Raw genomic sequence first — 14,142 nt, 5'->3', positions numbered from 1 at the left:
ATGCTATATTTCGCTCGACATTCACATCATGGCGGTCCGCGCCATCCACTTCGCATGAGCAACACGCCAGGCGGTGCCAGCGGCTTCGATCAGTCAGCCTCTTCGCGCGATGCCGATGCGGATGTCGCTCGCCGCGAACATCTGAACCGGGTGATGCTTCAGGCAGCAACCGGCGACCAGGCGGCTTTCGCGGAGCTGTACCGGCTGACCGCGTCGCGGGTGTTCGGGACAATCGTGCGCATGCTTCACGATCACGGGGAAGCCGAGGATCTCCTCCAGGAGGTCTACACGACCGCATGGCGACGTATCGACGCGTTCGACCCGGCGCGCGGCGGCGCGATGACGTGGCTGATCACGCTGGCGCGCAACAAGACGATCGACCGCTTGCGGCAGCATCGCGACGCGCAACTCGACGACGAACAGGCGCTGGAGCTTCCCGCCGAAGATCCGACGCCCGCCGCGCTGGCGGAGGCCTCGCAGGAGCGCCTGCGCCTCGAGCGATGCCTCGCGCAACTCGATCCGCAGCAGGGCCGCGCGGTGCGCGAGGCCTTCTTCAGCGGCGCGACCTACAGTGAGCTGGCAGCGCGACTGCGTGTGCCGCTCGGAACCATGAAGAGCTGGATCCGGCGCAGCCTGATGCAGCTGAAGGTGTGTCTGGAGCAATGAATACGCCGGCCGATCACGATCCCGAATTGCGCTGCGCCGAATACGCCCTCGGCGTGCTCGACGCAGACGCGCGCCGCGAGCTGGAGCAGTCCGCCGCGCGCGACCCGGCGTTGCAAGCCACGCTCGAGCGCTGGCAGCGCCACCTCGCCCCGCTCGCGGACGACGTCACGCCCGTCGACCCGCCCGCGAGAACCTGGACGAGGATCCAGCACCAACTGGGCTTCATCCCGCCGCCGCGCCCGCGCAGCGCTGCGCCATCCGACGGATGGTGGAACAACCTGAAACTGTGGCGCTGGGTCGGCATGGGCGCGAGCGTGGCGGCGCTCGGGCTGCTCACGGTCAACGTGATCCGGGTGGGCGAAGCGCCGCCGCGCCCCGCTGCCGACGACAGCCACTACATGGCGGCCACGCTGGCACAAGCGGATGGCGTCGCACGGTGGACCGCCACGGTCGACTTGCGGCGTGCCCGGATGGTCGTGGTGCCCGCGAACACGCCACCGGTCGCTGCGGACCGCTCGACGGAGCTCTGGCTGATTCCGCCGAATGCGAAGCCGATCTCGCTCGGCGTATTCGCGTCGAACACACCGGCGTCGATGACGCTGCCGCAAGCGATCGTCGCGCGACTCGATGCACGCGCGGTGCTCGCCGTATCGCTCGAGCCTCACGGCGGCTCGCCGAGCGGCCAACCCACCGGGCCGGTGCTCGCCACCGGCGCGATGCACACCACTTGACGCGCGCAACGCGCTCGACCCGCAAACGTAAAGCGCGGCGGCGTGCCGCCCGCTGCCGTCTCTCTAGACGAGATCACGCATCTCGTCGCATTCGTCTGCATCCGATCGGTCGCCGGCTCCGTATAAAGGGTATCGCGCCCTCGGAGCCCGTATGCCCGCCGTCGTCGTTGCCCTCCTCGCCTTCGTCGGACTGATCCTGTCCTTCACGACGGTGTGGATTACCCAATTGCATTCCCGGAACGCCGGGATGATCGATCCGGTCTGGGCCGCGACGCTCGGCGGCGTCGCCGTGTTCGTCGCCGCGCTGGCGACCGGCCCGGAATTGAATCGTGCGCTCGTCGCCGCGGGCGGCGGCATCTGGGGGCTGCGACTCGCGCGGCACCTGTGGCGGCGCAACAGCGGGCAGCCGGAAGACCCGCGCTATCGACAGTTCCGCCTGCAGTGGGGCGACGCCGCGCCGCGCAACATGTTCTGGCTGTTCCAGTTGCAGGCGCTGATCTCGATGCTGCTGTCCATCGCGTTCTTTATCCCCGCATACAGCGCGGCAACCCCGTCCCGGTTCGCGATTGCCGCGGCAGTGGCGATCTGGATCGCCGCCGTCGCCGGAGAGACGGCCTCCGACCGGCAACTCAAGCGGTTTCTCGCGGATCCCGACCACGGCGGCCAGGTCTGTCGCGCCGGCTGGTGGCGCTATTCGCGGCACCCCAACTATTTTTTCGAGTGCGTGCACTGGCTCGCCTACACGGCGCTGGCGATCGGCATGCCGTGGGGCTGGCTGACGCTGTTCCCGCCACTCCTGATGGCATGGCTGCTGCTCAAGGTATCCGGCTTGCCGCTGCTCGAAGCGCGTCTGGTGCAAAGCCGGCCGGGCTACCGCGAGTACATGCGCACGACCAGCGCCATCGTTCCGTGGCCTCCGAGGCCGGCGCCCGGCCCTTCCCCCACTCGATCCGATCACCCTGAAGACCGGAGCACGCGATCATGACCGCTACCACCTCGCAACCGTCGCCGGCCTCGGCGGCGGCACCCAACGACGCCTGGCTGATCCGCTGCTGCGAGCGCGGCTGGCTGCCGGACCGGCTGATCCGGGCCGGCATGCGCTCGCTCATGCAGCAACGCCTGCGCGACGAACACGCGTATGACGGCGAACGGCGCGCGGCGGCCTACGACACGCTGGTGCGTGAACTGGGCGCGAGCCCGATCGCAATCGAAACGCTCGCGGCGAACACGCAGCATTACGAAGTGCCCGGCAGCTTCTTCGAGGCCCATCTCGGCCCGCGGCTCAAATATTCGTGCGGCTATTACCCGTGCGGCGACGAAACGCTGTCGCAAGCAGAAGAAGCCATGCTGGCGTTGTACGCGCAGCGCGCCAGGCTGGAGGACGGCCAGCGCATTCTCGACCTCGGATGCGGCTGGGGTTCGCTGTCGCTCTGGCTCGCCGAGCGCTACCCGGCCGCGCAGATCGTCGGCCTGTCGAATTCGCACGGTCAACGCCACTTCATCGAGCGGTGCGCGGCGCAGCGCGGGCTGACGAATCTGCGCATCGTGACCGGCAACGTGGTGGAGTTCGACTTCGATCCCGAGGATGCCGGTTTCGACCGCGTGCTCTCGATCGAGATGTTCGAGCACATGAAGAACTACGGGCAACTGCTCGCCAAAATCGCGCGCTGGATGCACGACGACGGCAAGCTCTTCGTGCACATCTTCGCGCACAAGCTGCTCGCCTATCACTTCGCGGTGCACGACGACACCGACTGGATGTCGCGCCATTTCTTCACGGGCGGGACGATGCCGTCGGCCGACCTGCTGCTGCGGTTCCAGGACGACGTGCGCATCGCCCGCCAATGGTGGCTCGACGGGACTCACTACGCCCGCACGGCCAATCAGTGGCTCGCGTCGCTCGATGCGGCGCGCCCCCGGATCATGCCGATTTTCGAGACGGTCTACGGCGCCGACGCCCGCATCTGGTTCCAGCGCTGGCGGATGTTCTACATGGCGGTCGCCGAGCTGTTCGGCTATGCCGACGGGCAGGAATGGGGCGTCGCCCACTATCTGTTCGACAAGCGCCGGGTTCTCGCATGAGGGCCGAAATCTCATACCGGGTCGTCCGCCGCATCGCCGTCACGGTCGTGACGGCGCTCGCGATCGGGGCCGCCGGGTGCTCGGGCAGCCCGCCGAACCCGAATCCGCGCGCCGCCGTCCCGCTGTCGACCGTACCCGTCGACCTGCCGCGCTACATGGGCCGCTGGTACGTGATCGCGAACATCCCGTATTTCGCGGAACGCCGCTTCGTCGGCAGCCGGGCCGAGTGGCGCCTGCGCGACGACGGCCGGATCGACGACGCATTCGTCGGCCGCAAAGGCGGCTTCGACCAGCCCGAGAAGCACTACCGGTTCGTCGACGCCGTCAAGCCCGGCAGCGGCGGCGGCGAATGGCGCGTGCGGCTGTTCTGGCCGGTGTATGTCACGCAACTGACGCTCTACGTCGACCCCGACTACCGGTACACGATCCTCGGCTACCCGGGCAAGACGCTCGGCTGGATCTTCTCGCGCGAGCCGACGATGGACGAGGCCACCTATCGCTCGCTGCTCGCCCGGCTCGATGCGATGGGTTACGACACGTCGCGCTTCAGGCGGGTGCCGCAAACACCCGACCAGATCGGCAAGCCGGGCTTCGCGTCGCCCGGCGATCGCGAATGACAACCGCGCCTGCATCCGCCGCGTGCGGTGCGACGTATATGAGCACATGTGATTCCCGAACCTGCACTTGTGACTGACGGAGACCATTCGCGATGCACCCGGAACTTAGAATGTCGCTGCCCGGCCGGCGGATTGCCGTCGTCGGCGCCGGCATCGCGGGCCTGGCCAGCGCGTACTTGCTGGCCCGCCGTCACCGTGTGACGCTGTTCGAGGCCGCCGACTATCTCGGCGGTCACACGCACACGGTCGACGTCGACCTCGACGGCGCACGCCACCCCGTCGACACGGGATTCCTCGTGTTCAACGACCGGACCTATCCGAACCTGATCGCGCTGTTCGACGAACTGGGCGTGGCCGCCCATTCGACCGACATGTCGTTTTCGGTTTCGGTCGACGGCGGCCGGCTCGAATGGGCCGGCAGCAACCTGAACACGGTGTTCGCACAACGCCGCAACCTGTTCTCGCCGACCTTTCTCGGCATGTTGCGCGACATCCTGCGCTTCAACGCGTCCGCGCAAGATCACCTCGAATCGGCGAGCCGGCAGCGTCTTTCGGTCGGGGAACTGCTCACGGCCGGCGGTTACGGCGCATCGTTCCAGCATCACTACCTGCTGCCGATGGCGGCCGCCATCTGGTCGAGCGCGGCCAACGACATCCTGCGGTTTCCGGCGGCGACATTCCTGCGCTTCTGCCTGAATCACGCGTTGTTGCAGGTCAACAACCGGCCGACCTGGCGCACCGTCGCGGGCGGCGCGCGGCAGTACGTCGAGCGCATCGCCGCGACGCTCGACGACGTGCGCGTGAATACGCCGGTCCGCGCGATACGGCGCGACGACGCGGGCGTGACGGTGGCGACCGATACGGCCGGTCACGAGCGTTTCGACGCGATCGTGCTCGCGTGCCATGCGCCGACCAGCCTGCGGCTGCTCGCGGATGCGAGCAAGGCCGAGCGCGACGTGCTCGGCGCCGTGCGTTACCAGCACAACGTCGCGGTGCTTCATACCGATACCGCGTTGCTGCCGCGCCGACGGCGCGTGTGGTCGGCATGGAACTACCTGGGCGGCCGGCCGAGGCGCACGGGCGGCGAATCGCCGGTGTGCGTGAGCTACCTGCTCAACCAGTTGCAGCCGTTGCCGTTCCGCTCGCCGGTCGTCGTCACGTTGAATCCGGTCGACGAGCCCGCGCCCGACACCCAGCTCGGCCGCTACGATTACGAACACCCGCTGCTCGATCTCGCGGCCGTGGATGCGCAGCATCGCCTGCCGATGCTGCAAGGGCGGCGCAATACGTGGTTTGCGGGAGCGTGGACGGGCTACGGGTTCCATGAGGATGGACTGAAATCGGCGTTGCGCGTCGCCCGCAGCTTCGGCATCGCGCCGTCCTGGGCTCGCCCATGAACGCGCCCTTTGCCCGCGACGGCATGGCCGCCCGGCTGCTCGTCGGCACCGTGATGCATGAACGGCTGCGGCCGGTGCGCCATGCGTTCGCGTACCCGATATTCCAGGTCTGCTGCGACGTCGAGCGGCTGGACGAGATCGACGTCGGCTGGTTCGGCATCGATCGCCGGGCCCCGCTTGCGCTCGCTTCCCGCGACTACGGCCCGCGCGACGGCCGCGCGCTCGGCCCGTGGATGCGCGATGTCCTCGCGCGCGCCGGCATTCCCGCCGACGGCCCGATCTGGCTGCAGACGATCCCGCGCGTCTTCGGCTACGCATTCAATCCGGTGAGCTTCTGGTACTGCTACGACCGCGCGGGCCGGCTGCGCGCGCTGTACGCCGATGTGCGCAACACGTTCGGTGCGCACCACGGCTACCTGCTGAGTGCGATGCGTCACGCACCGATCGACGCCGACACCGTGCTCGTCTGCCGCAAGACGTTTCATGTCTCGCCGTTTTGCGACATCGTCGGCGATTACGCGTTTCGCGTGCGTCAGTGCGGCGACCATCTGAGCGTGGCAATCGACTATCGCGACGACGACGGTCTGCTGCTGCGCACGGCAATCGGCATGCGGTCCGCGCCGCTGACGGCGGCACGCGCATGGCGCGCGCTGGCCCGGCAGCCGCTGAACGCGATCAACGTCGTCATTCGCATTCATTGGCAAGCGCTGCGGCTGTGGCTCGCGCGCGTGCCGTTCCACGGCAAGACGCCCCCCGGCCGTTCCGCCGCTGCCGATTCGCCATTGTCCCGTTCGCCGGGCGCGTCGCCACACGGCCGCTCGGCGATGTCCGATCACGAGGCTCGCCCATGACCTTGCTGCGCCTGCTGTCTTCCGCCTCGCAACCGGCGATGCCGCTCTCGGCCCGGTTGTTCATCGCGCTGCTCCGGCAAATCAACGACGGTCACCTGACGCTCGTGACGCCCGAAGGCGCGCAGCATGTGTTCGGCGATCCGCACCGCCAGCCGGCCGCGACGCTGCAGGTCCGCGACTGGCGGGCGTGCCGTGCGATCCTGCGCGCGGGCGACATCGGATTCGCGGAAGCGTATCGCGCCGGCTGGATCGAGACGCCCGAACTCGTCGCGCTGCTGCGCCTCGCGATCCGCAACCAGCCGGTGATCGCGAAGACGGTGACCGGCGGCCGCCTGGCACGCCTCTGGTACGCGCTGCGTCACCGGCTGAGGATGAATACGCGGGCCGGCAGCCGCCGCAACATCCACGCGCACTATGATCTCGGCAACGACTTTTACGGATTGTGGCTCGACGACACGTGGACGTATTCGAGCGCATGCTTCGACGGCGACGCGCAGCGTTCGCTCGCCGACGCGCAAACGGCGAAGTATCAGCGCATCGTCGATTCGCTCGGCCTGCGCGCCGGCATGCACGTGCTCGAGATCGGCTGCGGCTGGGGCGGGTTCGCCGCGCATGCCGCGCGGCAAGGCATCCGCGTGCATGGCGTCACCGTCTCGCAGGCGCAATACGCGCTGGCCCGCGAGCGCATGGCGCGCGACGGGCTGTCCGATCGCGTCACGCTCGAATTGCGCGACTATCGGGACGTCGACGGCCAATACGACGCGATCGTGTCGATCGAGATGTTCGAGGCCGTGGGCGAAACATTCTGGCCGGTGTACTTCGACACGCTCAGGCAGCGCCTGAAGCCCGGTGCTCGCGCGCTGATTCAATCGATCACGATCATCGAGCCGCTATTCGACGCGTACCGCACGTCAAGCGACTTCATTCGCGAGTTCATCTTTCCCGGCGGGATGCTGCCGAGCCCGGAGCGTTTCGTCGATGCCGCGCGGCGGGCCGGCCTGGCCGCCGAACCGGTGCTCGCGTTCGGCGACGACTACGCGCGCACGCTGCGCACCTGGCGGGCCGCGTTCGAGGCGCGCATCGACTCGGTGCGTGCGCAACGGTTCGACGAGACGTTCATTCGCACCTGGCGCCTCTACCTCGCCTATTGCGAAGCGGGATTTGTCGAGCGGCGGACCGACGTGATGCATTTCATCGTGTCGTCGGGCGGCTGACATGCGGCGCAGGCTTGCGATGCTCGCCGCAGTCGCGGCCGCGGCGCTGGCTGCACCCTTGTTCGCCGGCGCGAGCTGCGTCGACGACATCGCGTCGGCGCGACTGATCGGATCCGGCCGGTTCTGCATCCTGGGCATCTGTCTGTACGACGCCCAGCTGTGGGCGCCCCGGCCGCCGGGCGCGTTCGACACGCCGTTTGCGTTGTCGCTTGCCTACCGTCACGACGTGAAAGGCGAGCGGCTAGTCTCGACGGGCATGGACGAGATCGAGCGACTCGCACCCGCACCGTTGCCGGCGGCGACGCTCGAAGCATGGCGCCGCGATATCGAACGGGCGTTCACCGACGTATCGCGCGGCGACGTGCTGTGCGGTGTGTATGTGCCCGAGCGCGGCGCACGCTTCTACACCAACGGCCGCCTCACGGCCGACGTGACCGACCCGGCGTTCGCGCGCGCATTCTTCTCGATCTGGCTCGACCCGCGCACGCGGGCAAAGTCGTTGCGCCGTCAGTTGCTGGGCGACGATGCACGCTGATTCGACGGTGAGCGGCGATGGTCCGGTGTATCGACGCCGGCAGCGCCGCTCGACCGGACAGTTCGCCAGGATCCTTCTCGACGCGTGATTCGCCATGGTCAACAAGATGCACTTGCCTGAGAAGACATGCGAGACCTGCGGCTTGCCTTTCAGCTGGAGAAAGAAATGGAAAGCCGCCTGGGACGAAGTCCGATATTGCTCGGAGCGTTGCCGTCGAAATCGGCGGCCGCGCTCCCGCATGAAGCCAAACGCTGCACGTTGGTGACTTCGCGTTGACGAGCCGGTCGCGAGCAGCGCGCGGACCCGGTTGGCGCTTCGATCCGAGACGGAATGCTCGCGCCTGTTTTGGGCAATCCGGATCGATCGGCGCCGGTGCGCGCACAGACGCGCTCGTCAGGGCAGTCCTCCCCCTTCCCCGTGGCCGTCTGGTTCCCTATAAGCGGCTCACTCCGCCCCGTTTCAACTGCACGACGCTTTGCGGGAACGGCCGCGGGCCGGATCTCGCCGTATCGACACGCAAATGTGCGACACGGTCGATGCATACATCGAAATCGCGCGCCTTCCGGCGTACTTTCTGGCCCGTCATGGCACAAATTAACCGCCACCCCATTGACCCCGGAAATCGTTTCATACGCCACGCCAACACGAAATTCCCTTGCACAAATGAGGACTCTCGTGCTCGCAACGCAACCTTACAGCACCGTCGCGTCAAATGACTCAAAATAATCCGGGACAAATTGTTATGTGAATCACTTTTCCGCTTCACTTTCCGGAAAATTTGCATACAATCCAGCTGTGACGCATGAATCGACCGAGGGAGGCCCCGTGCCAACACGCAATCACGACATCAAGCCGCGCCGGTTTCCGGCGTGTCCGGCTTCATGGATGGCGCGCGTGTCCGTCGCCCCGGCACGCAACCCGTTACACCACGCCGGTGCGGCGCTCGACCGGCCGATTGCATCGCGCTTGCGGGTCGCCGCGCAGCAGCGCGGCCAACGCTGCCGGCGCCGCTCGCCGCTGGTGACCGACCGGTGTGCAAGCGCCGGCCTGCACGGCGCACTGCCCGAACGGCGATCGCATACCGTCGCGGCTCGCGTGTGTCCCACGCTACTCGTCACGGGCGTCCTGACTGCATCCGACGAAACGATCGAGCAGGCCGGCCTGCACGTCAGCGAGCGCGTCGAGTCGGTGCCGCGGGCGCTACGGCAGCCGGGCCCGGCTGTCGACGCCCTGATCGCCGAGGTCTCGTCGTTGCAGATGAATCTGGCGATTCAATTCGTGTCGCTGGCACAGGCGCGCCGTGTCCGCGCGGCCGCGATCATCTATGAGTACGGCAGCGTGCAGGCGCTCGCGTTGATCCGCCTTGCAGGGTTCCACCTGTTTCACTCGGTCGGCGGCCGCGTCGACCACGCGTTCGTCCTGGCCAGGTTGCAACAGTCCGCCGCCGTCATGCTCGCGGCGAAGCCGACTGCGAACGACCCGATGTTGCGGTTCCGCCGGGACGCCGGCGGCTGGGCCCCGGCAACGCCAATGGGTCCGTCGTGCGCGATCAGGACCGGATCTCCGGTGACGCTGCCGGGCCGCCATGCACGCCCGCGCACGCCAGGTGAGCGCCGCCCGGTCGGCGCGTCGTCGAAATAGCGGCGGCGTTCGCCCGGTTTTTATCCAAGAAACACAGGCAAATCATCGCCTCTGTCGCGATCCATCGCATGACCCCCTAACCTCGAGAAACGAACCGACATGGGCAATCTGATCGACGCTCCCGAACACACCTTGACCGCGATCGACGAGGGCATTCCTCTGTCGCACATCATCCGTCGTCGGCTCGAGAACGCGGGCGCGCGCTTCCATGCGAACGACAACATCGCCGCGCACCTGCGCGACGGCGAACTCGATGCGTTGCAGAACGAAGTTGCGCAGGGAATGGAAGCGGTGCTGCGCTCGCTCGTGATCGATGTCGACAACGACCACAACACCCGGGAGACCTCGCGGCGCGTCGCGAAGATGTTCATCCGCGAAGTGTTCGCGGGCCGCTACGACGCGGCGCCGTCCGTCACCGAATTCCCGAACGTCGAGCGGCTGGACGAGTTGCTGATCGTCGGGCCGCTGCGCGTGCGCAGCGCCTGCTCGCATCATCTCTGCCCGATCATGGGTCGCATCTGGATCGGCGTGCTGCCGAGCGCCGCGTCGAATCTGATCGGCCTGTCGAAGTACGGAAGGCTCGTGAACTGGGTCATGACGCGCCCGCAGATCCAGGAAGAAGCGGTCAAGCAGATCGCCGATCTCCTCGAATCGCGCATCTCGCCCGACGGCCTTGCCGTCGTACTCGAGGCCGAGCACTTCTGCATGCATTGGCGCGGCACCAAGGACGACCAGGCAAAAATGACCAACAGCGTGATGCGCGGGAAATTTCTCGCGGACGCATCGCTTCGCCGAGAGTTTCTCGCCTTGTTGTCCGGAAAGAATGCGTAATGCGCGCGACAGGCATTCGCGACGAATGCGATGGCACCGTGCCCGGCCATGAGCCGCGCCCGCTCGTCACCGCGGGCGCGCAACAGCGCGAAGCGCAAAGCCATACGGAGTTCCCGATGAACTGCTCGCACGATTCGCTCCGCCCGTCGTCCGGCAAGGGTCGATCGACGAAGCTGCATTCAGGCAGGCAGCAACGCCGGGACGCGTCCCGCGGGAGGTCGCGCCCGGGCGGCAGAACCGAATTCACCGCCGATGCGGTCGTTCAGCCCGACGAAGCACCCGACGCGCATGCGGAACTCGACCAATTGCTGTCTCGCGTCGCCGCCGGCGACGAGCACGCGTTCGCGCAGTTGTATCGATCGACGGCGGCGCGGCTGTACGGCGTGATCGTCCGGATGATCCGCGACCGCCACGAAGCGGAAGACCTGCTTCAGGACGTGTTCACGACGGCGTGGCGTCGCGCCGATTCATTCGACGCCGGACGCGGCACGGCGATGACATGGCTGATGACGCTCGCACGCAATCGGACCATCGACCGGATCAGGCAGCACCGCGAGGTTCCGCTCGACGACGAACTGGCGATGTCGATCCCCGACGAAAACCCGACGCCCGATCTCGGCGCGCAGGCGAGCCAGGAGCGCCTGCGTCTGGAGCGCGGGCTCGCGCATCTGGGCGAACGGCAGGCCTATGTGCTGCGGGAAGCGTTTCATGGCGGCGCGTCGTACGCGGAGCTGGCCGAACGCATGCAGGTGCCGCTCGGCACGATGAAGAGCTGGATTCGCCGCAGCCTGATGCGACTCAAGGTGTATCTCGAGCAATGAGCGCGCGAATCACCTCGCGGTTCGATCGCGCTGCGCGAGTCGAACCGCGCGCCGTTGAATCGGCATTTGCAGCGGCGGCGGCAGCGCGCCGCTGACTCGATGGAGAGGCGACAGCATCGCCGCCGCGGGCCTGCGATATTTCATCGTGATGCCCCCCCGAATTCGATGCTCCGGCACTCGGGTCGGCGAGCTGTTCAGGACGTCGCCCCGGAGGGATTCGGATCAACCGTTCATCGAAGGCGCGGCGGCCAGCAGCGAGAGACTTGCCACACTCGTCAACAGGCACCGCAACGCGAAATACCAAGCCGGAACGAAATCCTTTCTCCACAGCACGCCGTCGACGGCCGCGCAGGCGACAAGCACGATCGCCATTGCCGTGAGCCGCGCGCCGATGCCCGGCACATGAGCACGGCCCACGCCATCAATGCGGGGATCACGCTCCATCCGTAAAGAATGCGCTGGCGGGGCGGCGACTCGGATGCGCGCAGCGCGACACCCCAATGCACGGCCCCGACGAACGACGCGATACACGCGGCGTAGTTCAGCAGCGCGTGCACGTAATCGTCATTGGCAGCCGACGCGTGGACACTCAGCCACGACAGCGCGACGAACGGCGCCAGGCCGGCCAGCGCCAACGCTGCGGGAACGCGGTAGCGATGCAGCGCCGCACGCATGATCACGACCTCGGCGAGACGATCAGCGCACCCTGGCCGCCATCGACGCCGAACTGCTGGCCGGTCACCCATGACGCATCGGCGCTCAACAGGAACGCCGCAAGCGCGGCGGGATCGTCGCCGACGCCGAGTCGTCCGAGCGGATTGGCGTCCGCGAGGCGCTTCGCGACCTGCGGCGCACTCGTCAGACGCGCGGACATCGCCGAGACGATCAGGCCGGGATGAATGCAGTTGACGCGAATCCCGCGCGCCGCGTAGGTGGCGGCCGCCACCTGCGCGAGCGCGCCAACCGCGGCTTTCGCGCTGGCGATGGCTTCATGGTTCGGGAACCCGGTTCTCGACGCGACACTGCCGAACAGCACCGCACTGCCCCCGGCCTGAGCGGCGAGCAACATGCGGACGAACGCGCGCAATGCGTTCCATGCCGAAAAGTAATTCGCCGCGAACGCGTCATGCAGTTCGGAATCCGAAGTCGAATGCATCGGCTTGACGACGATCGAGCCGATGCAATGCGCAAGCCCGTCCGGCACACCGAATCGCTCGACGCCTGCCTCGAGCGCCCGATCGAGCGCCGCCGCATCAGTCGCGTCGGCGGGCGCAACGACCACACGCTCGCGCGACATCGTGTCGGCAAGGGCGCCGAGACTATCAGCGTGTCGGGCTGTGAGCACCACTGAAACGCCCTTGGCGTCCAGCCGGCGCGCAAGTGCGCTGCCGACGGCTCCCGTTGCCCCGCAAATCCAGACAAAAGCCATGACGACTCCTGTTGCAAGCACCCTTCCCGCGCGGGGACTCCGGCTCCTGCGCGCGCGGCGCTCGACGACCGCCGCACGATGCGCAGCCGGGCCGCGACATGCCGTTTGTTCACAGTTTCTATTCTATGCCGATTCCCGGCAGGATGAAGCGATATAACGACTCATGATGACTTAACGACTCAAAATCCACGTGTCACATGTCACAAATATCGGCTTCATATGCCCGATCGTGACATAGAATTCACTATGAGCGCTAAGAATTAGCGCAATTTTCTGCATTTTTTAAGACGAATCAGATGACTTCATTTTCCGATTCGCCCGCCAACATCGCGATCGTCGGCGCGGGAATCGCCGGACTGGCCTGCGCACGCGTCCTCTCCGATGCGGGCCACCGAGTGACGGTGTACGAGAAAAGCCGTGGCGTGGGCGGGCGCATGAGCACGCGCCGCGCGGACGGCTGGCAGGCCGATCACGGCGCGCAGTATTTCACCGCGCAACATCCGGCATTCGTCGCCGAAATATCGCGATGGGTCGCCGGCGGCGCTGCCGCCCCGTGGGCCGCGCGCGTCGCATCGATCGGCTCACGCTGGCCGCGGGCACTGCTCGCGCCAGCTCAGCGATTTGTCGGCGTGCCGGGCATGACTGCGCCGGCGCGCCATCTGTCGGCCGGAATCGAAACGGTGCCCGAGACGACGATCACGGGGTTGATGCGAGACGAACATGGCTGGCGACTGATCTCGTCCGAGCATCGTGCGCTGGACGCGCGTCACGACGTCGTCATCGTCGCGGTTCCGGCGCCGCAGGCCGTCCCGCTCCTGCAGCGCGCCGAACCGGGTCTCGCGGTGATTGCCCAGCGTACCGGGATGCGCCCGGCCTGGGCCGTGATGGCGCAGTGCGGCCATTTGCCGAACCCGGGATTCGACGCCGCATTCGTCAATTCCGGTCCGCTTGGCTGGATCGCCCATGACACGTCCAAGCCCGGGCGCACCGGCGCGAGCACGTGGGTGCTGCACGCGACACCCGACTGGAGCCAGGCTCATCTGGAGGCGCCGCCCGAGCAGATAACGCGCACGCTGCTGGACGCCTTTCGGGACATCGTGGGCGCCACCGCCGACACGGCAACCGCCCATCGCTGGCGCTATGCCGAGCCGGCGCCGTCGTCTGTCGCGACTCCCGGCCGCTTTGCGTGGCGGGCTGGCCCGCGCATCGGACTGTGCGGCGACTGGCTGGGCGGCGGCAAGATCGAAGGCGCGTGGCTCAGCGGCACCGACCTCGGCGGCGCGGTGGCCGACACCCTGATCACGCACTGAACGGCGGCGGCCGATGA

16 protein-coding genes are annotated in these 14,142 nt (G+C 67.3%); 14 read left to right on the top strand and 2 right to left on the bottom strand.

All coding sequences use genetic code 11. The features are described 5' to 3' along the window. Positions 1-54 precede the first annotated feature (54 nt). The 13 genes from WS57_RS14525 to WS57_RS14470 all read left to right on the top strand — a co-directional run bounded on the left by WS57_RS14525 (position 55) and on the right by WS57_RS14470 (position 11,386). The gene (locus WS57_RS14525; protein ID WP_009687743.1) at positions 55-666 is read left to right on the top strand and encodes a sigma-70 family RNA polymerase sigma factor; all 612 of its coding nucleotides are present in this window, start codon (positions 55-57) and stop codon (positions 664-666) included. After that, entirely contained in the window at positions 663-1,397 is a 735-nt protein-coding gene (locus WS57_RS14520) for an anti-sigma factor (RefSeq protein WP_009687744.1), read from the top strand. The genes WS57_RS14525 and WS57_RS14520 overlap by 4 nt, the downstream gene beginning before the upstream one ends. Before the next feature lie 151 nt (positions 1,398-1,548). Continuing rightward, positions 1,549-2,382: a DUF1295 domain-containing protein gene (locus tag WS57_RS14515; RefSeq protein ID WP_059517756.1), complete on the top strand. Its 834-nt coding sequence runs from the start codon at positions 1,549-1,551 to the stop codon at positions 2,380-2,382. Then, a complete protein-coding gene (locus WS57_RS14510; protein ID WP_009687746.1) occupies positions 2,379-3,479 on the top strand; it encodes an SAM-dependent methyltransferase in 1,101 nt (366 codons plus the stop codon). Before WS57_RS14515 ends, WS57_RS14510 begins: the two co-directional genes overlap by 4 nt. Then, positions 3,476-4,096 carry a lipocalin family protein gene (locus WS57_RS14505; protein ID WP_009687747.1) on the top strand — a complete coding sequence of 207 codons (621 nt, stop codon included), beginning with the start codon at positions 3,476-3,478 and terminating at the stop codon, positions 4,094-4,096. The genes WS57_RS14510 and WS57_RS14505 overlap by 4 nt, the downstream gene beginning before the upstream one ends. 92 nt (positions 4,097-4,188) lie before the next feature. After that, positions 4,189-5,493 (top strand): NAD(P)/FAD-dependent oxidoreductase, encoded by a 1,305-nt coding sequence (locus WS57_RS14500; RefSeq protein ID WP_059517758.1) that lies wholly within the window; start codon positions 4,189-4,191, stop codon positions 5,491-5,493. Next, positions 5,490-6,344, top strand: a complete 855-nt coding sequence (locus WS57_RS14495) for a DUF1365 domain-containing protein (protein WP_009687749.1) — start codon at positions 5,490-5,492, stop codon at positions 6,342-6,344. The genes WS57_RS14500 and WS57_RS14495 overlap by 4 nt, the downstream gene beginning before the upstream one ends. Then, positions 6,341-7,558, top strand: coding sequence for an SAM-dependent methyltransferase (locus WS57_RS14490; protein WP_059517760.1), 1,218 nt, complete (start codon positions 6,341-6,343; stop codon positions 7,556-7,558). The genes WS57_RS14495 and WS57_RS14490 overlap by 4 nt, the downstream gene beginning before the upstream one ends. Position 7,559: 1 nt before the next feature. Further along, a complete protein-coding gene (locus tag WS57_RS14485; RefSeq protein WP_059517762.1) occupies positions 7,560-8,093 on the top strand; it encodes a chalcone isomerase family protein in 534 nt (177 codons plus the stop codon). Positions 8,094-8,187: 94 nt separating this feature from the next. Beyond that, a complete protein-coding gene (locus tag WS57_RS35805) occupies positions 8,188-8,358 on the top strand; it encodes a DUF2256 domain-containing protein (protein ID WP_009687752.1) in 171 nt (56 codons plus the stop codon). Positions 8,359-8,978: 620 nt separating this feature from the next. Then, the gene (locus WS57_RS14480; protein ID WP_009687753.1) at positions 8,979-9,734 is read left to right on the top strand and encodes a hypothetical protein; all 756 of its coding nucleotides are present in this window, start codon (positions 8,979-8,981) and stop codon (positions 9,732-9,734) included. 99 nt (positions 9,735-9,833) lie between these two features. After that, positions 9,834-10,565 (top strand): GTP cyclohydrolase I, encoded by a 732-nt coding sequence (gene folE / locus WS57_RS14475; protein ID WP_009687754.1) that lies wholly within the window; start codon positions 9,834-9,836, stop codon positions 10,563-10,565. Between the two features lie 116 nt (positions 10,566-10,681). Further along, positions 10,682-11,386 (top strand): sigma-70 family RNA polymerase sigma factor, encoded by a 705-nt coding sequence (locus WS57_RS14470; RefSeq protein ID WP_069245419.1) that lies wholly within the window; start codon positions 10,682-10,684, stop codon positions 11,384-11,386. A 275-nt stretch (positions 11,387-11,661) separates the two neighbouring features. Here the strand turns inward: WS57_RS14470 and WS57_RS14465 are convergent, their stop codons facing one another. Next, positions 11,662-12,060, bottom strand: coding sequence for a DUF3429 domain-containing protein (locus WS57_RS14465; RefSeq protein ID WP_236871935.1), 399 nt, complete (start codon positions 12,058-12,060; stop codon positions 11,662-11,664). Between the two features lie 2 nt (positions 12,061-12,062). Next, complete coding sequence (locus WS57_RS14460; RefSeq protein WP_069244447.1) at positions 12,063-12,815, bottom strand: SDR family NAD(P)-dependent oxidoreductase; 753 nt, start codon at positions 12,813-12,815, stop codon at positions 12,063-12,065. 296 nt (positions 12,816-13,111) lie between these two features. On the opposite strand from WS57_RS14460, the gene WS57_RS14455 reads away from it, so the two are divergent. Then, positions 13,112-14,125, top strand: a complete 1,014-nt coding sequence (locus WS57_RS14455) for an NAD(P)/FAD-dependent oxidoreductase (RefSeq protein ID WP_009687758.1) — start codon at positions 13,112-13,114, stop codon at positions 14,123-14,125. The last annotated feature ends 17 nt before the right edge of the window (positions 14,126-14,142 follow it).

Source organism: Burkholderia pseudomultivorans, assembly GCF_001718415.1.
Taxonomy (GTDB): Bacteria; Pseudomonadota; Gammaproteobacteria; order Burkholderiales; family Burkholderiaceae; genus Burkholderia; species Burkholderia pseudomultivorans_A.
The sequence above is the reverse complement of the archived record's forward strand: the minus strand, read 5'-3'. Positions and strand labels throughout refer to the sequence as shown.